The organism is endosymbiont of Lamellibrachia barhami, from assembly GCF_011947365.2.
Taxonomy (GTDB): domain Bacteria; phylum Pseudomonadota; class Gammaproteobacteria; order Chromatiales; family Chromatiaceae; genus QGON01.
This window is the reverse complement of the sequence record NZ_JAAVSH020000001.1, coordinates 2961890-2987029: the sequence shown is the minus strand read 5'-3', so window position 1 is coordinate 2987029 and position 25140 is coordinate 2961890. Positions and strand designations below refer to the sequence as shown.

Annotated in this window: 23 protein-coding genes; 10 read left to right on the top strand and 13 right to left on the bottom strand. The window is 55.6% G+C overall.

Going from position 1 to position 25140, the window contains the following annotated elements; all coding sequences use genetic code 11:
* The first annotated feature begins 259 nt into the window (after nt 1–259).
* Both G9Q73_RS13630 and G9Q73_RS13625 read left to right on the top strand, forming a co-directional pair.
* Complete coding sequence (locus G9Q73_RS13630; RefSeq protein ID WP_369408898.1) at nt 260–706, top strand: MerR family transcriptional regulator; 447 nt, start codon at nt 260–262, stop codon at nt 704–706.
* Between the two features lie 2 nt (nt 707–708).
* Complete coding sequence (locus G9Q73_RS13625; RefSeq protein WP_177420261.1) at nt 709–2499, top strand: VIT domain-containing protein; 1791 nt, start codon at nt 709–711, stop codon at nt 2497–2499.
* Between the two features lie 283 nt (nt 2500–2782).
* Here the strand turns inward: G9Q73_RS13625 and G9Q73_RS13620 are convergent, their stop codons facing one another.
* The 8 genes from G9Q73_RS13620 to G9Q73_RS13585 all read right to left on the bottom strand — a co-directional run bounded on the left by G9Q73_RS13620 (nt 2783) and on the right by G9Q73_RS13585 (nt 11582).
* Nucleotides 2783–3826 carry a bifunctional UDP-4-keto-pentose/UDP-xylose synthase gene (locus tag G9Q73_RS13620; RefSeq protein ID WP_177420260.1) on the bottom strand — a complete coding sequence of 348 codons (1044 nt, stop codon included), beginning with the start codon at nt 3824–3826 and terminating at the stop codon, nt 2783–2785.
* A 34-nt stretch (nt 3827–3860) separates the two neighbouring features.
* Complete coding sequence (locus G9Q73_RS13615; RefSeq protein WP_369408897.1) at nt 3861–4790, bottom strand: formyltransferase; 930 nt, start codon at nt 4788–4790, stop codon at nt 3861–3863.
* Nucleotides 4790–5770 (bottom strand): glycosyltransferase, encoded by a 981-nt coding sequence (locus tag G9Q73_RS13610; RefSeq protein ID WP_177420259.1) that lies wholly within the window; start codon nt 5768–5770, stop codon nt 4790–4792. The genes G9Q73_RS13615 and G9Q73_RS13610 overlap by 1 nt, the downstream gene beginning before the upstream one ends.
* Nucleotides 5767–6891 carry a DegT/DnrJ/EryC1/StrS family aminotransferase gene (locus tag G9Q73_RS13605; protein WP_177420258.1) on the bottom strand — a complete coding sequence of 375 codons (1125 nt, stop codon included), beginning with the start codon at nt 6889–6891 and terminating at the stop codon, nt 5767–5769. Before G9Q73_RS13605 ends, G9Q73_RS13610 begins: the two co-directional genes overlap by 4 nt.
* 2 nt (nt 6892–6893) lie before the next feature.
* Nucleotides 6894–7265, bottom strand: a complete 372-nt coding sequence (locus G9Q73_RS13600) for a DMT family transporter (RefSeq protein WP_177420257.1) — start codon at nt 7263–7265, stop codon at nt 6894–6896.
* On the bottom strand, nt 7262–8905 hold the full coding sequence (locus G9Q73_RS13595) for a glycosyltransferase family 39 protein (protein WP_177420256.1): 1644 nt from the start codon (nt 8903–8905) through the stop codon (nt 7262–7264). Before G9Q73_RS13595 ends, G9Q73_RS13600 begins: the two co-directional genes overlap by 4 nt.
* A 116-nt stretch (nt 8906–9021) precedes the next feature.
* Nucleotides 9022–10320, bottom strand: coding sequence for a prephenate-dependent tRNA uridine(34) hydroxylase TrhP (gene trhP, locus G9Q73_RS13590; RefSeq protein ID WP_177420255.1), 1299 nt, complete (start codon nt 10318–10320; stop codon nt 9022–9024).
* 107 nt (nt 10321–10427) lie between these two features.
* On the bottom strand, nt 10428–11582 hold the full coding sequence (locus G9Q73_RS13585; RefSeq protein ID WP_246345257.1) for a ChaN family lipoprotein: 1155 nt from the start codon (nt 11580–11582) through the stop codon (nt 10428–10430).
* Between the two features lie 60 nt (nt 11583–11642).
* Here G9Q73_RS13585 and G9Q73_RS13580 point away from each other — a divergent pair, with 60 nt between their 5' ends.
* Nucleotides 11643–13850 (top strand): M1 family metallopeptidase, encoded by a 2208-nt coding sequence (locus G9Q73_RS13580; RefSeq protein WP_177420254.1) that lies wholly within the window; start codon nt 11643–11645, stop codon nt 13848–13850.
* Nucleotides 13851–13901: 51 nt separating this feature from the next.
* Here the strand turns inward: G9Q73_RS13580 and G9Q73_RS13575 are convergent, their stop codons facing one another.
* The 5 genes from G9Q73_RS13575 to G9Q73_RS19710 all read right to left on the bottom strand — a co-directional run bounded on the left by G9Q73_RS13575 (nt 13902) and on the right by G9Q73_RS19710 (nt 18405).
* On the bottom strand, nt 13902–14450 hold the full coding sequence (locus G9Q73_RS13575) for a TlpA family protein disulfide reductase (protein WP_177420253.1): 549 nt from the start codon (nt 14448–14450) through the stop codon (nt 13902–13904).
* 3 nt (nt 14451–14453) lie between these two features.
* Complete coding sequence (locus tag G9Q73_RS13570) at nt 14454–15737, bottom strand: peptidylprolyl isomerase (RefSeq protein WP_177420252.1); 1284 nt, start codon at nt 15735–15737, stop codon at nt 14454–14456.
* A 188-nt stretch (nt 15738–15925) separates the two neighbouring features.
* Entirely contained in the window at nt 15926–16471 is a 546-nt protein-coding gene (locus G9Q73_RS19720) for a hypothetical protein (RefSeq protein WP_246345255.1), read from the bottom strand.
* Nucleotides 16472–16481: 10 nt separating this feature from the next.
* Complete coding sequence (locus G9Q73_RS19715) at nt 16482–17876, bottom strand: hypothetical protein (RefSeq protein ID WP_246345253.1); 1395 nt, start codon at nt 17874–17876, stop codon at nt 16482–16484.
* On the bottom strand, nt 17869–18405 hold the full coding sequence (locus G9Q73_RS19710; protein WP_246345251.1) for a hypothetical protein: 537 nt from the start codon (nt 18403–18405) through the stop codon (nt 17869–17871). Before G9Q73_RS19710 ends, G9Q73_RS19715 begins: the two co-directional genes overlap by 8 nt.
* A gap of 231 nt (nt 18406–18636) precedes the next feature.
* Here G9Q73_RS19710 and G9Q73_RS13560 point away from each other — a divergent pair, with 231 nt between their 5' ends.
* The 7 genes from G9Q73_RS13560 to G9Q73_RS13530 all read left to right on the top strand — a co-directional run bounded on the left by G9Q73_RS13560 (nt 18637) and on the right by G9Q73_RS13530 (nt 25128).
* A complete protein-coding gene (locus G9Q73_RS13560; RefSeq protein ID WP_177420251.1) occupies nt 18637–19314 on the top strand; it encodes a YdcF family protein in 678 nt (225 codons plus the stop codon).
* A 110-nt stretch (nt 19315–19424) separates the two neighbouring features.
* Nucleotides 19425–19673: a phosphopantetheine-binding protein gene (locus G9Q73_RS13555; RefSeq protein WP_304956663.1), complete on the top strand. Its 249-nt coding sequence runs from the start codon at nt 19425–19427 to the stop codon at nt 19671–19673.
* Entirely contained in the window at nt 19670–20308 is a 639-nt protein-coding gene (locus tag G9Q73_RS13550) for a COG4648 family protein (RefSeq protein WP_177420249.1), read from the top strand. Before G9Q73_RS13555 ends, G9Q73_RS13550 begins: the two co-directional genes overlap by 4 nt.
* Nucleotides 20305–21639, top strand: coding sequence for an AMP-binding protein (locus tag G9Q73_RS13545; RefSeq protein WP_177420248.1), 1335 nt, complete (start codon nt 20305–20307; stop codon nt 21637–21639). The genes G9Q73_RS13550 and G9Q73_RS13545 overlap by 4 nt, the downstream gene beginning before the upstream one ends.
* On the top strand, nt 21636–21914 hold the full coding sequence (locus G9Q73_RS13540) for an ApeI family dehydratase (protein ID WP_177420247.1): 279 nt from the start codon (nt 21636–21638) through the stop codon (nt 21912–21914). Before G9Q73_RS13545 ends, G9Q73_RS13540 begins: the two co-directional genes overlap by 4 nt.
* Nucleotides 21911–22819, top strand: a complete 909-nt coding sequence (locus tag G9Q73_RS13535) for a lysophospholipid acyltransferase family protein (protein ID WP_177420246.1) — start codon at nt 21911–21913, stop codon at nt 22817–22819. Before G9Q73_RS13540 ends, G9Q73_RS13535 begins: the two co-directional genes overlap by 4 nt.
* Entirely contained in the window at nt 22816–25128 is a 2313-nt protein-coding gene (locus tag G9Q73_RS13530; protein ID WP_177420245.1) for an MMPL family transporter, read from the top strand. Before G9Q73_RS13535 ends, G9Q73_RS13530 begins: the two co-directional genes overlap by 4 nt.
* The last annotated feature ends 12 nt before the right edge of the window (nt 25129–25140 follow it).

Here is a 25140-nt window from a genome sequence, read left to right as displayed (position 1 = left end):
CAGCACATTCCCAGCAGATAAGCGGCGGGTGTGAAAGCTTTGTCATACCGGTCAGTTGCTCTCCAATATAAATTAACCTGAAGAAATCTGAAAAATGGCACAAGAAACCACTGCCATTTTTGGATGCAATTTAACACTGTAACGCCTTTCGCTCAGAGAGTTATTGGCGGCGGTGAAGATTTCGATTCCCTGAAGATTATTCCCAGATAAGTGATATTTCATCTGCGTTAAAATGTGACACTTGAATGAAACACAATGAGTGTCTATATTAACTGTCATGAAAGAGCAAAAACACCGTTTCACCCTGGATGAGCTGGCCGGATTGGTGGATCTGCCCCGGCGAACCATTCGCTACTACATCCAGATCGGGCTGGTGGACAAGCCAGAAGGGCTTGGACGTGGTGCTCACTATGTGCAGCAACACCTGGAACAACTGCTTGAGATCCGCAAGTGGCAGCAGGCCGGGTTGTCGCTGGAGCGTATCCGAGAGCTGCTCCACACCGCTGATGGGCTGGATGGCCCGGTTCCACCGCCACTACCGCGTCGACGCGGTAGTGTTGAGGTTTGGAGTCATCTGATGGTGGATGACGGTGTTGAACTGATACTGGAGCCTGGCAGAGCCGGTTTGACGCCGGAGCAGGTAAGGGCGCTGGCCGAAGGTGTGATGGCGCTCTATACAGAAATTCGATCACAAGAGGAGTCATGATCATGTTAAACGTTGCCGCAGCTGTTATGGAATCCGTTGGTGGTGAACAGATTGCCTTGGAATCGGTGGATGTGAAGGCGACACTGCAGGGTCTCTTCTCCGAAGTGACGATGACTCAGGTCTACCGTAATCTGGAGTCGGTCAATATCGAGGCGGTCTATACTTTTCCCCTGCCGCTGGATGCTGTGTTGCTCGAACTGACACTGGAACTCAACGGCGAGACCCTGACCGGTGTGGTCCAACCCCGGGCCGAAGCAGTTGAGGTCTACGAGGAGGCGATGGAGGAGGGGGACACGGCGGTGCTGCTGGAAAAGAGCGGCCCCGGACTGTTCACAGTCAATCTTGGAAACCTGCAGGCGGGGGAGCGGGCGCTGGTACGTTTCCGTTTCAGCCAGCTCCATCGTTGGCAGGGCGATACGCTACGTTTTCAGCTGCCGACCACCATTGCCCCCCGCTACGGCGATCCGTCTGCCGTTGGCATGCAGCCCCACCAGATCCCTGAATACTGCCTCAATGCTGATCATGGTTTTTCTCTGCAGCTTCAGGTGTTGGGCGATCTTTCACGGGCCGTCTACGAATGCCCGACCCATCAGGTCTCCGTGGTGGACACACAGGAGAGCAGAAGTTTCACCCTGAACGGTGGCAGTGCACAGATGGACCGGGATTTCGTCCTGATGTTGCGCGAGCCAGAGGGGCAGGGGGGTGAAACCCTCGTTGTCCCAGATGGCGATCAGCACTTGGTGCTCGCTTCATTTCATCCACACCTTCCCGCAGGTGAACAAACCCCGCCGCGCTGCATTAAATTGGTGATCGACTGTTCCGGCTCCATGAGCGGAGACTCCATTGCCCAGGCAAGAGCCGCACTGCACGAGATCCTGGCCCTGTTGGAACCCCGCGATTGGTTCAACATTGTCGCTTTCGGCTCCAACTACCGGATGCTCTCAGAGCAGCTCTTGCCGGTATCGGAGAACAGTCTGGCGATGGCTGCCCGCTTCGTTGCTGAACTTGATGCAGATATGGGTGGTACGAAGATTGGTGGTGCCCTGGATGCTGCCTATGAGAGTGGTGTGCGTGAAGGGTTAAGCCAGGATCTGCTGCTGATCACCGATGGTGAGGTCTGGCAGCATGATGCGGTGGTGAAAGCCGCCCACCATTCAAGGCATCGTATCTTTACAGTAGGTGTCGGCAGCGCCGTCTCCGAAGCATTTCTGCGCCAATTGGCGGAACAGACCGGCGGTGCATGTGAGCTGGTATCCCCCCGTGAAGGGATGGCAGAGCACATCGTGCGCCATTTTAAACGCATCGATCAACCCTCTGCGGCAGCGGTCAAGGTAGTGTGGCCGAGTTCACCAACCCGCCAGTTCCCGGCAGAGATCGGGCAAGTCTTTGCTGGCGATACGCTACACCTCTTCGCCTGGTTCGATGCGCCACCCACAGGTGAGACAATGCTGGTCATCGATGCTGATGATGGTCAGACACTGCGGCAGCGGTTGAGGATAGCGAGGGCCAACGAGACCGATGAGGCGATTCGTGCTGCCCTGCCACGGGTTGCGGCTAGCGCCCAGATTGACCCTGAATTGCCGGAAGAATCAAAAGAACTGGCGGTCAGTTACCAGTTGGTCACTGAACAGACCAGTTGTGTGCTGGTCTGTCCACGCCATTATCAGGGTTTTGAGGCCGTAGTTGCTGGCCGCTGGTACACCACACTTTTTGCAGGAATCCCAGGCGGAAAGATGCGCCACCGGTACGGCCAGTGTGGTCCGGTCAGACTGAAGAAGGTGGCGCGCACTTGATACTCATCGAACAGACGCAACAACGCCGGCACCCCTTCCAGGGTGCCGCGATAGGTGTCTACATCAACCTTGAGTGCGACTGTCATGAGTGCCATTTGATGTTTGGTCTTTTGCCTGATCCGCTGCGCTTGATCAGACCTACAGATCCAGGTTCCTTGAGCAGGCGACAAACCGTAGGCCGGTTCAAGCTTGCGGAACCGGCAGACACCGGCTGTTGTGCCTGGCCATTTGCCTGATCCGCTGCGCTTGATCAGGCCTACAGATCAAGGTTACAAAGCCCAGTTCAATCGTCGAGCAGCGCGCTGGCCTCGGCGACCTCGTGACGATAGGCTTCGAAGATCTTGCGCAGCGCGTCACGCACCTCAACCTTGGGCGCCCAGTCGAGCTCCTCTTTGGTATTACCAATAAAGGGCACGCGGGTCTGAATGTCCTGATAACCCTCGCCGTAATATTTTCCTGAAGAGACCTCCATGAGTTCCACTTTTTCGGCGCCGGGGGCATACTCCGGGAACTCCTTGGCGATCTCAACCATCATCTCCGCCAGTTCACGCACCGACAGATCGTTGGATGGATTACCAATATTATAAATATTGCCAAGGGCACAGTCGTCCTTGTTTTCGATGATCTTCATCAGCGCGCTGATGCCATCGCTGAAGTCGGTAAAACTGCGGCGCTGACTGCCGCCATCCACCAGCTGAATCGGCTCACCGCGCGCAATGTGGCCCAGGAACTGGGTAACCACCCGCGAGCTGCCCTCTTTCGGTGTGTGGATGCTGTCGAGGCCGGGACCAATCCAGTTGAAGGGGCGGAACAGGGTGTACTCAAGTCCTTCCTGCTGGCCGTAGGCACTGATCACCCGATCCATCAACTGCTTGGCGCAGGAGTAGATCCAGCGTGGTTTGTTGAGCGGACCCAGCACCAGATTGGACTCATAGGGATGGAATTCACTGTCCGCCGACATGCCGTAGACCTCAGAGGTCGACGGGAACAGCACCCGCTTGCCGTATTCGACACAGGCCCGTACGATCGGCAGATTGGCCTCGAAATCGAGTTCAAAAACCGACAGTGGATTGGTGACATAGGTGGCGGGTGTAGCGATCGCCACCAGCGGCAGGATCACATCACACTTTTTGACGTGGTACTCAATCCATTCGTGGTTGATGGTGATATCACCCTCGAAGAAGTTGAAACGTTCGTGATCAACGAACTCCAGCACCCGTTCGGAATGCATATCCATGCCGTAGACATTCCAGTCGGTGGTTTCGAGGATACGGCGAGACAGATGGTGTCCGATAAAGCCGTTCACGCCCAAAATCAGGATATTCATAGCAGATGCTTCTCCAGTTTCACTTTATTCAAGGTCAGAGCTTCAGTTCTTTACCGAACTGTTGGCTAAATGCGGATTCGTCCAGCACCTCACCATCAAGCTCCAAACGGGTCAATTCGATTCGTTTTCCATCGGCGCAGTCCGCGTAACAGCGGCCACCCGCCCAGTAAAGCCGGGTATTATCGCCTTTTCCTGTCTCATTGCGCCAGTAACTGCCCATCAACAACAGTTTTTTTCCATCCGCATGGGTGAAAGCCCCTGGGTAGGGCGGCGCCACGGCCCGGATCAGATTGTGGATCTGCCAGGCGCTCCGGCTCCAGTCCACCCGGCCATCTTCCGGTCTGCGGCCACCAAAGTAACTGCCTGCCTGAAGATCCATCGGGGTCCCTTCAGGTGAACCCTCCAGCAGGCCGGGCAGTAACCGAAACAGGAGCGTCTCGGCCGCGCAGACCAGCTTCAAGAACACGTCCTGCGCCGTATCGTTGGGTAAAATGGTCACCGCCTGTTGACCGGCCAGATTACCCGCGTCGGGTTTGATCTCCATGCGGTGCAGGCTGGCGCCACTCTGAGTTTCACCATGAATTATCGCCCAGTTCACCGGTACACGCCCCCGGTAGCGGGGCAGCAGGGAACCATGCATGTTGTAGGCACCCTGAGCAGGGATCGACAGCAGATCCCCTTTGAGCATGTGCCGGTAGTAGAAGGAGAAGAAGAGATCCGGCTCACAGGCACCTATCTGCTCAACCACTTCCGGCATGTTGGGATCATCCGGCGTTATCACTGGAATGCCCGCTCGCCCGGCCAGCTCGGCGACGGATTCCCACCAGACATTCTCGTTGGGATTATCCTGATGTGTCACCACCAGTCGTACATCCACCCCCTGAGCCAACAGTACCGAGAGGCAACGCACACCCACCTGGTGGTAGGCGAAGACCACCGCACTGTGCGCAGTAACCACCGTCACTAAGCCTCTTCCCCGGTTTCAGTCTGGCCGTTTTTCTCAAGCACCATGCGCACCAGGTAGCGGGGGCGCCCACGAGCCTGCACATAGATGCGTCCCACATACTCACCCAGCAGGCCGATACCGAAGAGCAGAATACCGATCAGAAAGAAGACAATGGCGAACAGGGTGAACACACCCTCCACTTCCGGCCCCACGATAAGACGCCGCAGCACCAGAAAGAGCACAAAGGCAAAAGAGATGATAGAGATACCCATTCCCATCAGGGAGAAGACCTGCAACGGCATCAGAGAGAAACCGGTCATCAGATCGAAGTTGAGATGGATCAGCTTGTAGAGCGGATATTTCGACTCCCCGGCCGCCCGCTCTTCGTGCTCCACCACCACCTCAACCGGATTGCCGGAGTAGAGGTAGGCCAGTGCGGGAATAAAGGTGTTCGACTCTTTGGAGTCGATGATGGCGCTGACAATGTCCCGGTCATAACCCCGCAGCATGCAACCCTGGTCGGTCATATGGATGTTGGTGATACGCTCGCGCAACCGGTTCATCGCCTTGGAGGCGATATCCCGCCAAGCGCTGTCCTGCCGGTTGCGGCGAATGGAGCCGACATAGTCGTGCCCCTTATCCAGTTCGGCCAGCAGCTTGCCAATCTCTTCCGGCGGATTCTGCAGATCGGCATCCAGGGTCACCACAAAGCGGCCACGGCAATGCTCGAACCCCGCTATGATGGCCGCATGCTGACCGGCGTTGGCGCGCAGGCAGACCACCCGGGTCTCTTCGGGGCGCACCTGATACTGCTTGCGCAACAGCGCGATTGAACGATCGCGGCTGCCGTCATCGACAAAGATGATTTCATAGCTACGCCCCAACGCATCCAGTGCCGGATAGAGCCGGGAAAAAAGCGACGGCAGTACCGCCTCTTCGTTATAGACCGGGATCACAACCGACAGATCGGGACTCCCTTCCAAAGCTTGCTCCGTCATGGAGTGACTTCTCCGCTAAGTAGTAGTTTGTTCAGCGCATCGCACACCTGATCCACATCCTCATCGGCCATCGCGGGGAACAGGGGCAGGGTCAGCGTCTGTTCACCGATCCGTTCTGCAACCGGAAAATCACCCGGTCCATAACCGTAGTGCCGATAGAGGGAAAACAGATGCATCGCAGGATAGTGGATACCGGTTCCGACACCCATCGCCTGCAGTTGTTCCTGAAAGGCCTTCCTGGAGGTGCCGAGGGAGAGAAAGTCGATACAGACGGCGAACATATGCCAGCTGTGTCCCGGCACATCTTTGGAAATCACCATCGCCGAATGTTTGGGCAGTCGCTCGATATAGCGCAGCGCCAATTCACGGCGACGGTGGTTGAAACCCTCCAGCTTGGGTAGCTGAACCAAACCCATGGCAGCCCCCACATCCGGCATATTCATCTTGCCGCCCCACTCCGGCACATCTATCCCACCCGCGTCATCCCGTTCGATTCCGTGGAAGCGGATACGCTCGACGCGGCGGATAAATTGGGGGTCGCTACTGGCCAGCGCACCCCCTTCAATAGTGGTGATATTCTTGTTCGGATGGAAACTGAAACAGACCGGATTACCGGAGGCGCCGACTTTGTGGCCGCCGATACCGGTGCCGATGGCCTGAGCGGCATCCTCAACTACCACCAGATTGTTCCGCTCTGCCAGATCGTAGATGGCATGCATCTCCACCGCCAGTCCAGCAAAATGGACCGGCATGATGGCGCGGGTACGAGGCGTCAGCGCAGCTTCAACAGCCTTCACCGTAAGATTGCGACTCACCAGATCCACATCCACGAAGACCGGAATGGCGCCCACCCGAACGATGACATTGGCGCTGGCGGTAAAACTCATGGCGGGGAGGATCACCTCATCCCCGGACCCGACGCCGGAAGCGATGAGCGCGGCTTCCAGGGCGCTGGTCCCTGAGTTGAAGGCGCGGACCAAAACGCCGCCGCCGATATAGGCCTCCAGCGCCACTTCAAAAGCCTTCACCTTGGGACCGGTGGTAATCCAGCCGGACGCCAGCACCTCCTTTATGGCCTGCTGCTCCTCTTCACCAATGGTAGGACGGGTAAATGGCAACATATTCAACTCCTGGCCAGGATAAGCACACCGAGGATAATGACCCCGATACCAGAGAGGCGCGCAATGCTCAGTACTTCACCAAACAGCGCCCAGGCGGCAAACGCATTCACCACATAACCGATGGATAGCATCGGATAGGCAATCGAGACATCCACCCGTGAGAGCGCCAGAATCCATACGACGACGCTGATGCCGTAACAGAAGAGTCCGACCCAGAGCCAGGGCTCTCCCATCAGCCGCAGGGCCACAGCGCCGGAGTCAGCCATTTTCAGTTCGATGGCCCCCATGCTGTTCACACTCGCCTTTAGTGCCAGTTGGGCGACGGCGTTGAGCAGTACGCCGGTCAAAATCAGGGCAAAACTTACCAGGTTCATCGGCGTATCACCGCTATTTTGCGTGGATCTCTGTAGATAATCTGCATCGGCATCTCATCAAAATTGAATCTCGAAAAACTCTCTGCATCGAAAACAGCTATGGCCTGCTCGTCCTGCAGCCAGCGCGATTTGAACGCGGCGAAACTTGGAATCCATTTCTCGGGTTCCTGACGAATGCCCATATCCAGTTCACTGCGCATAATGGCCAGTTGCACAGGTTTTCCGAGATAGAAGGGCAATGACTGAGGATAGGTCTCCACAGTATAAACCGGAGCACCGGCATCGACATAAGGACGAATCTGCTCAGCCAGCGCCCTACTGGAACGGGAAATGCTCAGGGTCTGATAGCCCCAGGAGAGCAGTTGTACTGAAAGTAATGCGGTCAACGCCAGCGCAGTTATGGCCTTTGGTCCGGCAGCGCCAAAATGCCTCACAAGCCAGAAACCACCAAACATCAGCCCTGTTGCAGCCAACCACCAGGGGCGATAAGTATGGAGCAATTCGGACGGCAGTGCACTGGTCGCTACCAGATCGATCTGCCAGGCAGCGCCCAGAAACACCAGGCCCACAACCGGCATCAGCCAGATCTCCGGACCAAGACGGGGATTCTCCGCCAGCGTTTTTCCGATCATCAGCGACAGCGCAGGAAACATCGGCAGCAGATAGGCGGGTAGCTGGGAACTGCCCATGGAAAAAAAGACAAAAATAAATACTGCGAAGACCCAGAGAAAGCGGATGGGATCAAAAATAGCTGTTTTGGCGGGCAACCAGGAAAAATCCGGTTTAAACAGATTTTTCGTCACCGCGCTGATCCAGGGCACTGCGCCCAGCAGCAGAATGGCGATGAAATACCACCAGGGCTTGTCCCGCATGTGAACCGTGGAGGTATAACGGTCGAAGTGTTCGTGGATAAAGAAGAACTCCGGAAATTCCGGATTCGCCAGACTGACGGCGATAAACCAGGGGGCCGTCACCAGCAGAAAGAGCAACAGCCCCTTGCCAAGATGAAGATGCTTCCAGAGCGCCCAGTCCCGCATCCACAGCGAGTAGAGCACAATTGCCGCACCCGGCAGCACCAGACCGATCAACCCCTTCGTCAGGGTAGCGATGCCCAGGGCAGCCCAACCCAGCAGCATCCAGTTACGCACCTGGGTCGGATTATCCCGATCCGACTGGGCGATCAGCAGCCCTCCCACGCCAATGCCGAGAAACACACTGACGGTCATGTCCAGCGTGATGATATGCCCCATTGCCACATAGAGCAGTCCACTTATCGACACCAGAAAAGCGTAGAAACCCGCCGCCTCTCCCCAGAGCCTGCCCGCCACAAACATCACCCAGAGCGCGCCCAGAAAAGAGATCAGCGCCACCCAGAGCCGGGCTGTCGCGTTGCTCTCGCCAAACAGGGAGAAACTGACTGCCGTCATCCAGTACTGGAAAACGGGCTTTTCAAAATATTTGAGGTCGTTGAGCCGGGGCGTGGTCCAGTCGCCGGTCGCCACCATCTCCCGGGGTATCTCCGCGTAACGCCCCTCGTCAGGCTCCATCAGGTCGCGGTATCCGAGCAGGGAGAACCAGATCACCGCGGCGATGGCCACGATCATCCATTTGGTGCTGGAGGTAATGGAGAGTTCAGACATGAATCGAGCCGGGAAACCTGGAGGTGAAAAAACCGGGCATGATAGCGGTTGTTCCGTAATAAAACCAGAAATTCAGTAGATTATGAACTGACAAACAACAGATGCGGATTGAAACATTAATCCAGGTAGCGGCAGATCAGCCCCAGATTCGCCTCATCCACCGGCAGTTTCACCCGCACCTGATAGCCGCCACCCAGGGCCTCTAAGATCGGGTTGCCCTGCCTGTCCTGCATCTCTTCGAGGATAAAAGTGGTGTTGCCGGCCTGGGTCATCAACTCCAGGCGGTCCCCCACCCGCAGCTTGTTTTTGATATCCAGATCGACCAGCCCGCTCCCTTCATCGACCCCTGTCACTTCAGCGACAAAGATCTGCCTGTCGGCACTGGAGGCGCCGATGCGATAGTTCTGTAACTCGCTCGATTCGTGGCGCTGGTAGAAACCGTCGGTATAGCCCCGGTTGGCAAGCCCTTCGAGATCGGCCATCAATTCCGGCTGGAAGGCACGGCCCGCCACCGCATCGTCGATGGCCTGACGATAGACCTGAGTGGTACGGGCGGTATAGTAGTGGGACTTGGTGCGCCCTTCGATCTTCAGGCAGTCGACACCGATCTCCACCAGCCGCTGCACATGTTCCACCGCACGCAGATCCCGTGAGTTCATGATGTAGGTTCCGTGTTCATCCTCAAAGATCGGCATCAGCTCACCGGGACGGCCCTTCTCCTCCAGATAGTGAATCGCATCGGCTCCCGGCTGGTGGGTCATCTCAGCCACATCGAGGGGTTCATCCGGCCCCGCCACCGGCTGACTGACCTTGTACTCCCAGCGACAGGCATTGGTACAGCTCCCCTGGTTGGCATCCCGGTGGTTGAAATAACCCGAGAGCAGGCAGCGCCCGGAATAGGCGATGCAGAGCGCCCCATGCACGAAGACCTCCAATTCCATATCGGGACAGGCCTGGCGGATGGCCTCGACCTCATCCAGGGAGAGCTCACGGGAGAGTATCACCCGTGTCAACCCCTGCTGCTGCCAGAAGCGCACTGCGGCTGCATTCGTGGTGTTCGCCTGTACCGAGAGATGCACCGGCATATCGGGCCAGCGCTCCCGCACTATCATGATCAGGCCGGGATCGGACATGATCAGCGCGTCCGGTCCCATCTCCACCACCGGCGCCATATCTTCAATAAAGGTCTTCAACTTGGCCCCATGGGGCATGATGTTGGTGGCCAGATAGAAGTGCTTGCCCTGCCGATGCGCCTCATCGATACCAATTGCCAGATTTTCCGGGAGAAAGTCATTATTGCGCACCCGCAGACTGTAACGGGGCAGACCGGCATAGACGGCATCTGCACCATAGGCGAAGGCGTAGCGGGCGTTCCTCAGGGTACCGGCGGGTGAGAGCAGTTCGGGTTTTTTCATTGTCGATGATAGATATGAGATTGAGGGGTCGGAGTCAAAGCGCACAAACAATGGCGATGATATTACGGTGGGGTTGGAGCGGTTTGACTCCGACCCCTGGCAATTAGCTACCGCAGTTCAACCTCTATTGTGTGATTTGCACTGCCGAGGAACGGCCAGGTCCGCCGCACTACCACATCCACCTTTTCGCCAGGCAGGCTATCCATCAGCGCAATACGCACATCTGCGTAGCTTTTGATTTCATGTTCGCCGACTCGGAGAATTCTGTCGCCCTTGCGTATACCCACCTTCTCGGCGCCACTATGAGGACTGAAACCGCTCACCTTAATAGGTGATTCCTCAACATCCAGAAAGACACCCAGCTTACCGGTGGGATGCAGTCGGTTGGGTTTGGTCATCATCACGAAATCACCCATTGCAGGGTCGAGTTCGCTGGCTGTGGAGGCGTTGATTACAATCGCGGTGGTAACCGGCACCCGGCGCTTGAGCCGATTGGGGATTCCAGAACCATAGACGATGTGGCCGCCACCGGCGAGAATCACCATATGCCCTTGCGGGTTTTCACGAAACCAGGCCGCTGCCCGCTCCGCCATACCTTCGTCCCAAAGCAGCTGCACATCCATGAAGTGATCGAAATTTCGCTTCTCCGGATGAGGATGCATCTGAAAGACTGATTCCAGCCGCTGCCGGTAAGCTGTATCACTGCGATCTATCTCTTTCGGGATACGCAGCTTCAGCGTTTTTTCAATGCTATCTATACCCCCGGCGGATGCCTGGTTCGTAATCTCCGTTTCAAGATTCAGGGCGATCAGGGGGATGCCGTTTTCCCTGGCGTAGCGAAAGATCGGCCGGTAGAGTCGGTAATCATAGCGCCAGCGATCGAAATATTCCGACTCCCGGAGCAGTCTGTTTTCGTCGATCTCACCACTGATGTAACGATCCAGCACCGACTGAAACGGTTGCTGAAAAAATTCCAGACCGATCACCATACCCGGATGCCTTTTGTACATTCCCTGGATGATCGCCAACTGGTTCAGGTGATGTTCGTAACGATCATGGGTCTCGCCGACAAAGACCGCCTGCCGATCTTCAATCTGCTCCAGCAACCGTTCAACATTCATCAGTTCAGAGAGCGCCACAACGGTAGCCTGTTGCTGCGATCCATGAGCCGGTTTCTCATCTGCCATAACAACCGTGGCGCCAAACAAGCCAACCACGCCAAAAACCAGCAATAAAACGCTATTGATGAGTGACTTCGCCAATTTATTCCCCTTTTATTAAACCGCTTCCGATCAGGTTGTGATGCCGTAGAATAGAAATCCATGAACAATACGACCAACAATCGTCTAATACGTTTCATCCTGTCAATGATCTTACTACTGGCCTCCCGCACCCTCTTGGCGCAGTCTGTAGTCGATCACCGGATCGAGGTGAGCATCGATCCCGAGGCCGGGAGTCTCAGCGTCAAGGACACCGTCACCCTGCCCGACAACGGCAACGGCAACGGCAACACCGAGTTTACCCTTCATGCCGGACTCAAAGCACGCATTCTAACCCCCGGCGTGCAACTCTCCCAAACGAATCGCGCCAACCGGGAGATTCCGCTGCAAGGCTATCGCGTCAGCCTGCCCCAAGGCGTGAAACAATTCACCCTGGAGTATGCAGGGAAGATCGAGCACGGCTTCACCACCACCCACGAAAGTACCGGCCGCAGCCGACAGAGACTCGCAGGCACCATCTCGTCAGAAGGGGTGTTTCTCGATGCCGGTGTTGCCTGGTATCCCCGGTTCGGCGACGCCCTGAAAACCTTTTCTCTCAGTGTCGATCTGCCCGACGGCTGGCTGGTGGTCAGTCAGGGTAGTGGTCCCGCAAAAGCGCAAGGCAGTGGCGCAACGGTTTGGTCCGCCAATCTACCCCAGGACGACATCTACCTCATCTCAGCACCTTTCCACTTCTACTCGAAACAACAGGGAAACACCGAGGCACAGGTTTTTCTGCGGCAGAAGGATCCGAAGCTGGCAGACCGGTACCTGCAGGCCACCAACCGCTATCTGACACTCTATGAAAAACTGATCGGTCCCTACCCCTACGCCAAGTTCGCACTGGTGGAGAACTTCTGGGAGACCGGCTACGGCATGCCTTCATTCACCCTTCTGGGCTCACGGGTGATCCGCCTGCCTTTCATCATATACACCTCCTATCCTCATGAAATCCTACACAACTGGTGGGGCAACGGTGTCTATGTCGATTATGCGCAGGGCAACTGGAGCGAAGGGCTGACCAGCTATCTGGCGGATCACCTTCTGAAAGAACAGCGGGGCCAGGGGATGGCGTACCGGCGTTCCGCTCTGCAACGCTACGGAGATTTCGTCCGCGACAGCAACGACTTTCCCCTCACCGACTTCCGCAGTCGCCACACCAGCGCCAGCCAGGCTGTGGGTTATGACAAAGCATTGATGATGTTTCACATGCTGCGCCGCAAACTCGGTGACGAACTGTTCATCCAGGGACTGCGCCGCTTCTACCGCATCAACCTGTTTAAGCAGGCCGGTTACGCCGAGCTGCGCAGCGCATTCGAGCAGATCAGTGGCAGCGATTTGAGGCCCTTTTTCCAGCAATGGACGGAACGAAACGGTGCACCCAGGCTGGAACTCAGTAAACTCAAAGTGACAGCACAAGCCGGTGGTTACCGGCTATCCGGCAAGCTACGTCAGACTCAGGCGGCAGCCCCCTTTGAACTCGACATCCCCATTATCATCTATCTGGCAGATGCACCCCCGCTGCGGAGGACTTTGGCGATGCGAGAACATTCGTTGGACCTCGACTTCACCCTGCCGGGGAAACCCCTGCGTTTTGAAATCGATCCCTGGTTCGATCTCTTTCGTGAACTGCACCCGGACGAGGTTCCCCCAGTCTTCAGCAAACTGTTCGGCGCGGAGCGGTTACTCATCCTACTGCCCTCCGACGCCCCAAAAGCGCTGCTCGAAGGTTACAGGCGGCTCGCAAACCAGTGGGCATCCGGGAGTAGCAATATAGAGATCAGACTCGACAGGGACTTGAGCCAGCTCCCGCAAGATCGGCAGATCTGGCTGATGGGGCGGGAGAACCATTTTCTAGATATATTCAGTAACACTTTGAATAACAATGATTATTATGAATCAGGTGAGACTGTTTTTATCAAACAGAAAACCTTTCCCCGATTCGATCACAGCTTTGCCTTTGCCGGGAGGTCCGAGTCAGGAAACACCATCGCCTGGCTGACCAGCGACGACCCGGCAAGCCTGCCGGGACTTGCGCGCAAACTGCCCCACTATGGGAAGTACAGCTACCTGGTGTTTGAAGGGAAGCGACCCGATAACCGCGCCAAAGGCCAGTGGGAGGTGAGCCGGTCTCCGCTGCAGCGGCAGATCCACAGCAAACAGGCCGCCAATCGCATCGCCCCTCCGGCACCACTATTGGAAGCCCTGGACAACCTTCCACATCCAAGTACCGAGGGGACGGAGTCGACCTTGAAAAGGTTGAAGATGTAATGCTGTACGTGCCTGATCCGCTACGCTTGATCAGGCCTACAATCCCATCGGCTAACCGGGATCATCCAGTAGAGGCAGGATCTTCTGTTCAAAGGTCTGGTCATCAATGACCCCCTTATGTGATCCAGACAGTTTTCCGGATTTGTCAAAGAAAACCGTGTAGGGGATCAAACCACTGGAGTTACCCCACTTGGCAAGCAGTTTGCGGTTGCTACCGGGTTCCGCCACCAGCACCGGATAGTTGATTCTAAGAGTGCGTGCAACATTTTTCAGTTTACGCGCTTCATCCAGACCCAAGCCGATAATCTGTAAACCTCGCTTTCCATACTGTTCCTGGTAGTGAACAAACTCCTTGATTTCATTCAGACAGGGCGAACACCAACTGGCCCAGAAATTGAGCATTACAACCTTCCCATTCCATTCGGTTAGTGAGTGCATTTCTCCGTCCAGCCCTTTATAACTGTAATCGGGCAGGCCGGGAGCCTGCTTTTCCTTTGGCTCCGCTCCACTGCCCGTCGCCAAACCTGACCCGGCAAAACTGCTGGAAGCAGCAGCAATCAATACCGCCCCCAGCAGCGAGACCCATTTCTGTCTATTCATGGACTAATGTTTCCCATTCTGCGCCTGCTTCTCTCCAATCAGATTCCAGACCACCTTGTAGCGTTCACTGAGTTCATTGATATATTCAGCAGACTTTTCGGTAATCAGGCTCTGTGCAACCTTGTCACGCATACTCGCAAAACTGCGTTTGAGGCTGGGACTGCGTTCGAGAATCATTACAAGGTGAAAACCTGCTGGCGTCTGCACGATTTCACTCAGCTGATCATCTTCAAGACCGCTGACGGCCTTCTCAATATCAGGGTGACCTGACCCCTCTTTGACCCAACCCATATCGCCTCGCATCCGTTTACCATAGGGATCAACGCTCAATTCGCCGGCAAGGAGAAACAGGCTCTCACCCGCTTCGATACGTTTGCGCACAGCCTCAGCCTCTTCTTGGGTTGGTAGTACGATCTGGCCGATGTGCCAACGTTCCAGAGTGCGGCTAAACTCGGGGTGAGCATCGTAGTATTTTTTCAGAGTCTCTTTTCCTGAGGTCCACTCTCTCTGTTTCTGTTCAATCATCATTGCCGGAAGACGCTCATCACTGTAACTGTTGAGTCTGTCACTCAAATCGACACCTTCGTCGTCAACCGCCTTGGCAATCACCAACAACTCAGCACGTTTGTAGAGCCGCTCCATGAGCCAGGTCTTGTTCTGTGGATTGACCTGATTACCCACTACATGTTTATAGGTAATGTGAATCCCGTCACCCTCAAGCAATACGGTATCATCGCTCATCCGATGTGGTTGAATCCGCGACTCATAGACTTTGACGTTATATTTGTTGCGCAGGTTCTTGATGGTGAGATAACGCATGGCGCGATAGCGATCAGACAGGTAGGCAGCCCTTGCAGCGACTGCCCCATCTGCATCATTCGGATACTGTTGCTGGATACTTGCCGTCACATCCTCCGGCACACTGATGCCTTCACGCAGCTTATCCATGAAGTGCCTGTAGAGCAGACCAAGGCGAAACGCCTCAACGTCCTGTTGGAATGCCTCGGTTTTATCCAACTCAAGCCGCTTCGCCTCCTGGTAGAGCAGTTTTGAGGCGACCAATCGCTGCAACAACGAACCTCGAAGTAACGCCTGGTCTTCCCGATCCATTGACGGGAACTGGGTTGCAAACGGAGAGCTGGCCATGGCTGACTTGAGATCATCGGCAGTGACGCTCATTTCACCTGCAGTAGCAAGAACCTGGGACTCTGCGACGGCATAGCTTTGCGGCGCAGTGAGGATGGTGGCGAGCAACAGACTGCGCTTAATAACAGACAGCGACTTCATAGATCATTTCCTGGTGGCAGGAGATTTATTTGGTTCGGCAGGTTTATGCCCACTCTTTTTCAAAAACACACTCGCTTTTTACACCAATGCGCTGCTGAAAAACAGCAGAGTAAAAATGGATTTAACTGGCCGAAAAAAACAAGGTGCCCCCCCGGACATCCCTGTCGCGGCAGATCAAGTGATGGCTATCACTCCTCGTCTTCATCCGGGATCATGCCACCCTGATCCAGGGCATTGGCATGCATCCAGGAAACAGCCGCATCAAAATCATTCATGATGCCCTTGCCATTCCAATTGTAGTCGTCTTCATCGTCAGAGAGGAAGGGAACACCCTCTTCGTTGACCTCGTGACAAGCGGCACACTTGAAAGGACCGTGGGAACCATCCGGGTTGTACTGGGGCGCCTGACGGTAGGTTGTCAGATCGGTACGCGGAGTAACCGGATAGAGACCGTGGATAGACTGATGACATGCCTGGCAAGCGAGACCCGCATGACCCTTGGAGTATCGCATGTTGGCGTACTTCCCCGGCTGGGTGATCGGGAAGGCCACGCCGCCCTGACCTTCGACATAAGGCGCCGCGTGGCAGTTCGCACAGTGTGGAACGCCAGGCGCCAGCCAGTAGTCACGGCCGTGGGTTGCCGCGTCGTAAGGTACCGCAGTGGCGCCCGTTGCGCCTTCAGGCAGCTTCAGAGAGGCGATATCAACGGTAGGATTCGCAGATAGCAGAACCACGCTGATGTCATCAATCTTCGTCCTTGTTGATCATCGGATCATCGCCCTTCAAAGCAATGACAGCGATATCAGGCACCAGACGATCCTGCTCCCAGATCTCCAGGATGCGGGACTTGCCGGGGGTGTCATGACCCTTGCCATCGAGAATGACCTTTGGATCCATCATCTCTTCCAACTCTTTCATGCTGACACCAATACCCTTGGCGATCTCAGTCAGAGACTTGTTACGCAGTGTCTTGCCTTCCTGTTTGAACGCATTGGTCAGTGCATCACGCTGATACAGCTCGCGAGAGAGCTGGGTGTGACAGTTGGTACACCAGAGGCCCTTGCCGTTACCGCCATTACCGATCTGGGAGACGTTCTCCTGCAGCCATTCACCGATCGCATTCAGATGCTCAGGTGTCTCTACCCCGTCGGTATCCTTGCCGGGATTGGAGTGAACGTCACGACCGACGAAACAGCCGCCGGCCGCATCGCGGTTATCGGAAGCCGCATAGGCATTCTTGCCATCCTGCGTAATCGGATACCCTTCCATGCTGCCGTCCTGACGATGGACAGGGTGACAGCCCTGGCAAGCGCCAGTACGACCCTGGGAATCAGGCATTGGTGTGGCTTTCAGATGAACGCCATGAATAGCCTGGGTCAGAGGCATGATCACCTTCTCTTTGCCTGTCTTGGGGTCTTTGAACGACTTGGACTGGAGAACGCCGATGACATTATCCGCGTGACACTTCTGACAGAGTATGGGATCACGACCGATACGGTTCATGGTGTCACGACCCCCCGGCTTGTAGTTCTTCAGGAAGTCAGTGCCGTTGTTGTCGTCATGCATCTCCAGGATGGAGACAGATGTCGCCTTCAGATTGGCAATCCAGTCAGATGCACCCAGTGCCTTCCAGAAGGCCTTCTCCTGCTTGTAGAGGGTGTACTTGTCACCATTACCTGTCTCATTCGAGTGGCAGTTGGAGCAGTTGGGAACATCAACAGGGTTGGCACCCACGAAGGTGATCGGCTTGCCGCTGTGGCTATCCAGCACCGGTTCACCGGTATCTGCATCAACCATGCTTACCCAGGCTTCCTGGAATGGCTGAATATCAGACTCCACCAGGGTCAGCGGATCTTTTGCCGCCACACTATCGGTAAATGGGGTCAGAGCCAGACCAAGAGCATCCCAGATACCCGGATGGGTCAGCATGATCGGCACATTCTCCAGCACGGGAGACTGAGTGTAGACGATGGGGCCCACCTCTCCCGTATAGTGCAGATGTCCACCCTGCATCGGACTGGGTACTGCCGCACCGGCAGGACCATTGTCCTTGGGCACAGGCACTTGTAGTCCTACGCGCAGCTTCTCGCTGTCTTTACTGGTGCCCTTGGGGTTAGTCCCTTTCAAATCCTTAGACATAAAGATGGGGCCAGTAGGCATTGGCAACGTTCTCGTTGGGACCGTACTTGCCATCACCATTGACGTCATAAGGTACATCCCAATACTTCAGCTTGTTGCCTTCTGAATAGCTGTTATCGACATGACCATAATTGAGCTTAAAGCGTTTTTTGCCGTCAACAACCACGGTCGGATCATTTTCATCCGCTTTCAGCATCTCCGGATATTTCTTTCTAGCGGTTGCCGTCTTGATAACCTGAGACTGAATCGAGTTGTATGGCGGCAACACGCAGCAGTAGGTAAAATCGAAGCCGGTACAGTGCATGCCCAGCTCATAGTTGATGGTGATGTTGTAATCGTTCTTCGGTTTGTTGGGATCTGCAGCAACCAATGGACCCGCATAGCGCTTTATTGCGCTGGGCGCTGCGGTCTCGTGTGCCATCGCGGCCTGTTCCTTGGCTTTCGCAGCGTCTTCAGCAGGCTGCTGAGTGGTACAACCCACAGCCACCGCGACAGTGAGCGCTGTGAGCACAAAGGTATTTCTACCCATTAGGAACCCCTTTTGGTTTCTGTTTTCTACTTAGGAAAACCCAATTTAATAGGGTGGCATTTAATGAAAAAACCCCGAATACTACTTATTATTAACTGGAGCCAGGAAACTGTAGCAATCACAAGGGAAAACCACAATTTTATGTATGAAATCAATTGGTTATTAATTTAGAATATCATGATTTTCATGACCGACTGACTGTAGCCTGCAACAAACCGTAGAGAGACCAACATGCCGTCAGAATTAATTTTCAGAATGAGGATGATGGGCCGGGACGGGCTGACAACCTTCTTTCTCTCAACGCTGATTGTCCTGCTATCGTTGGGATTGAGCCTGATACCATCACTCCGCACAGTCTGCCTGACCGCAAGAAAGACGCCCTCAACCGCTCCCGACAAAGCACTGCTGATCGTGCTGGGTGCGCGCCTTGAGCAAGATGCCGTCTCTGCGCGTTTTATTTCACGGCTGCAGCGGGCATTGAAGCTGTACAAGCAGGCGCCACACGGGCCGATATTGATCCTGGGCGGCACTACCGGCAAAAACCATTTCAGTGAGGCAGAACGAGGACGCGACTGGCTGGAGTCTGAAGGAGTCAGTGGGGATGATATACAAATGGAGATGCGCTCACGCAATACCCTGGAAAATCTGCAGCATGCCCGCGACCTGATAGATCAAAGCCAGCGGGTTCCCGTTTTCATCACAAGCCGTTTCCATCTGGCCAGATGCGCAGCCATGGCCAATGGCCTGGGGTTGTCACACCAGCTCTGTGCGGCGGAGGAGAAGCTGGTATTTAGACCCTCACTCATTTTTTTATGTCTGATGGAGGCCTTCTATCTGCATTGGTACCAGGTGGGGAAATTCTGGTCCAGATTGACCCAAAACAGAAAAAGCCTGGAACGGATCAGCTGAGACCAGATCTTTTGTTGACAGTCACCACCCCAGAAAAGAGAATATCCGCCCATTCAATGGGGATGTCACCCATCCCGTTACTTTTTTGCTATTGAGCCATACCCGAAATGCTGGAAAACGAAGTCGCTACGCTGATTATCGAGACCCTCAACCTGCGGGTCGATCCTTCATCCATCGACCCTCAGGCCCCCCTGTTCAACGAAGGACTCGGGCTGGACTCTATCGATGCGCTTGAACTCGCCATGTCGATCTCGAAAAAATACGGCTTTCAACTCCGTTCCAATGACGAGAAGAACGCCAACATCTTCGCCTCACTCAGTTCCCTGAGCAGACACATCGAATCCTGCCGCACAACGTGAGCGTCGACACCTCCCATGTCCGGGGCCTGCGGCCACTCGTCATGGTGATCACCTTCAGTTATCCGGTAACGCTACACCTCGCTATCATCAATGGTTTTCTGCAACTGGCCGTCTGGATACTGCTGGCGATTGCAGTGGCACACTCTCTTCTTATATTGAATTCACCGAAACACAAACTGACCGACCTGTTCCCCCCATTCGTTGCGGCGTTGGCAGTCATCTGTCTGCTGTTGAAGGTCGAGACCGCCCTCTATCTGCCGCCGGTGCTGATTTCCAGTCTACTGTTCTATCTTTTTGGCAAGACCCTGTTGCCCGGGCAGGAACCCCTCATCACCCGCATCGCCCGCAGAATGGGCGACAATGATCTGCCTCACCGCCGCTACACACAGGTACTTACCTGGGTCTGGACGCTCTTCTTTGCAGGCATTCTCATCGAGTCCGTCCTACTGGCCCTGTTCGCGACCATCGAAGTCTGGTCCCTCTTCACCAATTTCATCAACTACCTGTTGATCCTGGTACTATTCCTGCTGGATTATCTGGTCTTCCGGGTCATCTATTTCCGCCGACCACCCTCTCTCGACGCGGTCAGACGCATACTGCGAGAGAGAAACCTGCAACGGATAGTGCGAGATTGAACCATCTGCCTCTGACAACTTCAGCCGATCCGGAAAGAACCGTCGCCTGGCAGAATAGTGAACCTCGCAGCCTGTCGCGACTGCTGATGGATGCAGACACCCTAGCCGGACAGTTGCCAGATCTATCCTGCCTGATCAACCTCTGCGAAAACCGCTATCGATTTCTCGTCGGCCTGATTGCCGGTATTCTGCAGGGACAGAAAATCGTGCTGCCACCAGGGCGGGCAAATGAAGATCTCAAACGCCTGCAGCAGCGTTACGACTCGATCTATTGCCTGATCGACACAGATACACGGCTGGGTGACATAGAGATTCACCGCTACGTCGATCCCGTCTGTAGTGACCCAATCGAACAGGCGATACCCGAGGTACCCTCAGCCAAACCACTCATCGAACTCTTCACATCCGGCAGCACCGGCAAAGCCACGCCCCAGCAAAAAAGCTGGGGTACCCTCTGGGAAGGTGCCCGGCTGACCGGTGAACGGCTGGGACTCGACAATCTGGCCCAAGCGGCCGTGCTCGCCACCGTCCCGCCGCAGCATATGTTCGGACTGGAGGCATCCATCCTGCTGCCGTTGCGATGGGGACTCTCAGTCTCATCCGAACAGCCCCTCTTTGCCGCTGACATCGTTACATCGCTGGAAAAACTGCCCACACCACGCATCCTCGTCACCACTCCACTCCATCTGCGTAACTGTGTTGAGGAAGGGATCAAGCTACCGCAAACCACCTTCATTCTGTCGGCCACATCTACCCTTTCTCCTACACTGGCAGCTCGCGCTGAAAAACAGTTCGATACCCAGGTACTCGAAATCTACGGTTCCACTGAAACCGGCGCAATCGCCACCCGCCGTCCAGCTGTGGAAGCGGACTGGTCACTCCTACCGGGCATAACCCTGGATCAGGAGACCAAAGGGTGGCGGGTGGCAGCAGCCCATCTCGCGGAATCGATACTGCTCAGCGACCGGCTGAAAAAGACGTCGGACCACCACTTCATCCTGCTTGGCCGGGATAGCGACATGGTAAAAATCGCAGGCAAACGTGCCTCCCTCGAGGATCTCAACCTGCGGCTTCAATCTCTCGATGGTGTAGAGGATGGCGTCTTTTTCCTTCCCGAGCAGAGATCAGCTTCGGTCCCCCGGCTCACCGCTTTTGTTGTCTCAAATATTTGGGACGAGCAGGAGATTTCCCAGGCGTTGCGTGAACAGCTTGACCCGGCGTTCCTGCCCCGCCCGTTGTTTAAAGTCGAGCGATTGCCAAGAAACACAACCGGCAAACTCCCTCAGAGTGCATTGGTTACCCTGTTCAGACAGTGCGGGGCAAAGCAATGATCATCCCTGCAAACCACCCTGCCCTGACCGGCCACTTCCCGGATAACCCCCTGGTTCCCGGCGTGGTGATGCTGGATCTTGTATTGCAGAAGGCCAGGGAAAAGGGGCTGAAAGTAACCGGTATCAGCCGTACAAAATTCATCGCCCCCTTGCGGGCTGATACCCCCTTTGTGATTGAGATCACCCTGTTGAAACAGGGCTGTGAGTTTCGTGTTCTGGCTATGGGCGACACCCTCGCTCACGGCACACTGAACTGTCCGGATCACTTTTCATGAGTCGCCACTGGCTGAAACAATCCGAACGCGGCAGCCTGTTTCTGATCCGTTTGATAACAAACATCACCCTGCTCCTTGGTCGCCCGACGGGCCGCCTGTTGCTCTACCCCATCACGCTCTACTTCGTTCTCTTCTCCGGCAAGGCGCGTAACGCTTCCCGGCATTACCTTAAACGGGTGTTGCCACAACCGGTCGGTTTGCGTCACATCTTCCGTCACTACCACACCTTTGCCGCCACCCTCCTCGACCGGATCTATCTGCTCTCCGGCAGGCAGGACTATTTCAACATCGATATCAGGGGTGAGACCCGGCTTCTGGAGCAGTTGAAAGATGGCCGGGGCTGTATGCTGCTGGGCTCCCATCTGGGCAGTTTCGAATTGCTCCGCAGTCTGGCGGCAACTCATCCGGATATTTCAGTAAAGGCGCTGATGTATGAAGAGAATGCGGAGAAGATCAATCAGGTCATACAGACACTGAACCCGGAGATCGCCGATATGATCATCCCTATCGGCAGGCCGGACAGCCTGTTTGAGGTTCAGGAGGCAGTCGAGCGGGGCGATATCATCGGTATCCTCGGCGACCGTATCGCCCTGGACGACAAACAGGTCAAGGTTCGTTTCTTCGATCAGACATGCCGATTTCCCGCCGGACCCATGCTGATTGCCGGACTGTTGAAGATTCCTGTGGTGCTGTTTTTCGGCATCCACCAAGGCGGCCGAGACTATACGATTCACTTTGAACTGCTCACGGAGGGCTTTCATCTCGACCGGGAAGCGCGTTGGCAACAGATCACCGAATGGACGCAGCGTTACGCAAACCGGCTGGAATACCACACCCGGCAAGCACCCTACAACTGGTTCAATTTCTACGATTTCTGGGATGAAACAGGGAATTCACCAAAGTGAATCCGGCGGCGAAAAAAAACGGCCTGATCTGGCTGCTGCTGGTGATCGCCTCGGTCTGGATCATTGTCACTGCCCCCCCGCTCGAAAACGATATGGGTCAGTTTCTGCCCAGTGCGGTAACGCCGCAACAGGCACTGCTGCTGGATGAGATCAGCCAGGGGACAGGATCACGTCTTTTCCTGCTGGCAGTCTCAGGTGGGGAACCGGCTCATCTGGACGAAACAAGCCGCATACTGAAACAGAGACTGTCAAAAACCAGCCATTTCCAACAAGTTTTGAACGGCGAATCCCTGATCGACGAAAAAACCCGCCAACTACTCTTTGACTATCGCTATCTGCTGATAAAAACAGAGATCACCCAGGAAACCCTGCACAACGCCCTGCAGAAACGACTGCGTGAACTCACCTCTCCAGTAGGTATGCCCGGCAGACGTTATCTACCCAATGATCCCACTGCCACTGCCCGGGAGATATTGACTCGATGGGCATCAAGCAATGGGACTGTACAGACCCGGGGAATCTGGCGTTCACCGGACAATTCTCAGATTTTGCTGATGCTGCAGAGTCACTATCCTGCGACGGCGCTCGATCAGCAGGCGGCTGCCATCGAAAGTATCAGGGCTGCATTCGGCGCCCTGCCCAACCATGAAAGGCTAAACTTGACCATCACCGGCCCGCCATATTTTGGAGTGGAATCGCGCCGCATCATCCGCCAGGAAGCGCGGTCGATGTCACTCTACGCCTCTATCGGCGTCGCCCTGCTGTTGCTCTTCTCCTTTCGTTCATTGCGGCTGCTGCTGCTGGCGGCACTGCCACTCGCCAGTGGTGTGCTGGCCGGAACCGCAACGGTTTTACTCGCGTTCAACAGCATGCACGCCATCACCCTGGCCTTCGGCATCACCTTGATCGGTGTAGCGGTGGACTACCCGATTCACCTCTTCACCCATCTGCGCGCTGGCGAACGTGGAGAGGAAGCCATGCGAAGAATCTGGCCCATCCTCAGACTCGGACTGATCACCACCGCATTGGGATTCAGTGCCCTGCTGCTGACCGATTTCGGCGGACTGGCTCAACTCGGCGCCTTTGCAGTGGCCGGTCTATTTGCGGCGGCCCTGGCGACCCGATTTCTGCTGCCCACACTGACGCCGGAAAGTGTACAGCCCAATCCATTTGAACGACCTGTCAGATGGCTCTTTTCTACCCAATCACCCACCCGCCGCAGGCCGGCCATCCCACTGGTTTTACTGGTATTGTCCGGCCTCACGCTTTTCCTCTCCGACGAACAACTCTGGGAACATGACCTGAGGCGGCTCAGCCCAATTTCAGCCGAGACACGGGGACTGGACCAACAATTGCGGCAGCAATTGGGAGAAGCGGATGCCGGCCGTCTGCTGATCATTTCCGGCACATCCGCAGAAGATGTCCTGCAGCAGAGTGAGCAGTTGGAGGGTTTGCTGGAGCATGCCGTCGAAAAGGGGCTATTGAGCCGATTCGATTTGCCCTCCAGATTGCTTCCGAGCCATCGCATCCAGCTTAAAAACCGAAATCTACTACCGGATCGCAGCTCACTGCAAAAAGATCTGATCCAGGCAGCAGCGGGCATGCCCTTCAAAGCCGGGCTTTTTACCCCCTTTCTGGATGACGTGGCCGAGGCGCGCAAACGTGCTCCCCTCAGCTTCGAACAACTGGAGTCCTCTCCACTGGGCCTGCGTCTCTCCGCCCAACTACAACGGAAACCGGATGGCAAATGGCGGGGGCTTGTCCCGCTGACCGGTGTGAGTGACGAACCCGCTCTGGAACTATTGGTACAGCAGGCAGACATCTCTATCGCCTATCTCAACCTGTACCGGGACACATCGGATCTGGTGGGCAGCTACCGGGACGAAGCCCTGCGCCTCGCAGGCATGGGTGGGGGGGTTATCCTGTTTGTGCTGCTCTTCGCGCTGCGCAATCTGTCTCAGCTTGTCCGGGTGACACTCCCGGTGGCCGCTGCAGTTCTCACCACTGCCGCCCTGCTGGCGTTACTGGGAGAGCAGCTCTCCCTCTTTCACATCGCCGCCCTGTTGCTGGTCTTGGGAATCGGTCTCGACTATGCGCTCTTCGTGGCGTACACGCCGACTTCCGACCCGGTTTTTTCCGCCACTCTGAGTTCACTGCTGATCTGCAATCTGTCCACCCTGCTGGTTTTTGGATTACTGGCAGCAACCAACGTACCCGTTCTGAGCGCCATTGGTCTCACGGTCCTCACAGGCGCGGTTTTCAGCCTTATTTTCAGTCTATCGATGGTGCATAATGAGACGCATCCATAGCCCAATGCCAAT

Coding starts and splice junctions, on each gene's coding strand:
- G9Q73_RS13580 (WP_177420254.1), top strand. CDS start 11,643: ATGAACAATACGACCAACAATCGTCTAATACGTTTCATCCTGTCAATG.
- G9Q73_RS19715 (WP_246345253.1), bottom strand. CDS start 17,876: ATGTCTAAGGATTTGAAAGGGACTAACCCCAAGGGCACCAGTAAAGAC.
- G9Q73_RS13575 (WP_177420253.1), bottom strand. CDS start 14,450: ATGAATAGACAGAAATGGGTCTCGCTGCTGGGGGCGGTATTGATTGCT.
- G9Q73_RS13535 (WP_177420246.1), top strand. CDS start 21,911: ATGAGTCGCCACTGGCTGAAACAATCCGAACGCGGCAGCCTGTTTCTG.
- G9Q73_RS13570 (WP_177420252.1), bottom strand. CDS start 15,737: ATGAAGTCGCTGTCTGTTATTAAGCGCAGTCTGTTGCTCGCCACCATC.
- G9Q73_RS19710 (WP_246345251.1), bottom strand. CDS start 18,405: ATGGGTAGAAATACCTTTGTGCTCACAGCGCTCACTGTCGCGGTGGCT.
- G9Q73_RS13605 (WP_177420258.1), bottom strand. CDS start 6,891: ATGTTGCCATTTACCCGTCCTACCATTGGTGAAGAGGAGCAGCAGGCC.
- G9Q73_RS13600 (WP_177420257.1), bottom strand. CDS start 7,265: ATGAACCTGGTAAGTTTTGCCCTGATTTTGACCGGCGTACTGCTCAAC.
- trhP (WP_177420255.1), bottom strand. CDS start 10,320: ATGAAAAAACCCGAACTGCTCTCACCCGCCGGTACCCTGAGGAACGCC.
- G9Q73_RS13625 (WP_177420261.1), top strand. CDS start 709: ATGTTAAACGTTGCCGCAGCTGTTATGGAATCCGTTGGTGGTGAACAG.
- G9Q73_RS13595 (WP_177420256.1), bottom strand. CDS start 8,905: ATGTCTGAACTCTCCATTACCTCCAGCACCAAATGGATGATCGTGGCC.
- G9Q73_RS13560 (WP_177420251.1), top strand. CDS start 18,637: ATGCCGTCAGAATTAATTTTCAGAATGAGGATGATGGGCCGGGACGGG.
- G9Q73_RS13540 (WP_177420247.1), top strand. CDS start 21,636: ATGATCATCCCTGCAAACCACCCTGCCCTGACCGGCCACTTCCCGGAT.
- G9Q73_RS13620 (WP_177420260.1), bottom strand. CDS start 3,826: ATGAATATCCTGATTTTGGGCGTGAACGGCTTTATCGGACACCATCTG.
- G9Q73_RS13610 (WP_177420259.1), bottom strand. CDS start 5,770: ATGACGGAGCAAGCTTTGGAAGGGAGTCCCGATCTGTCGGTTGTGATC.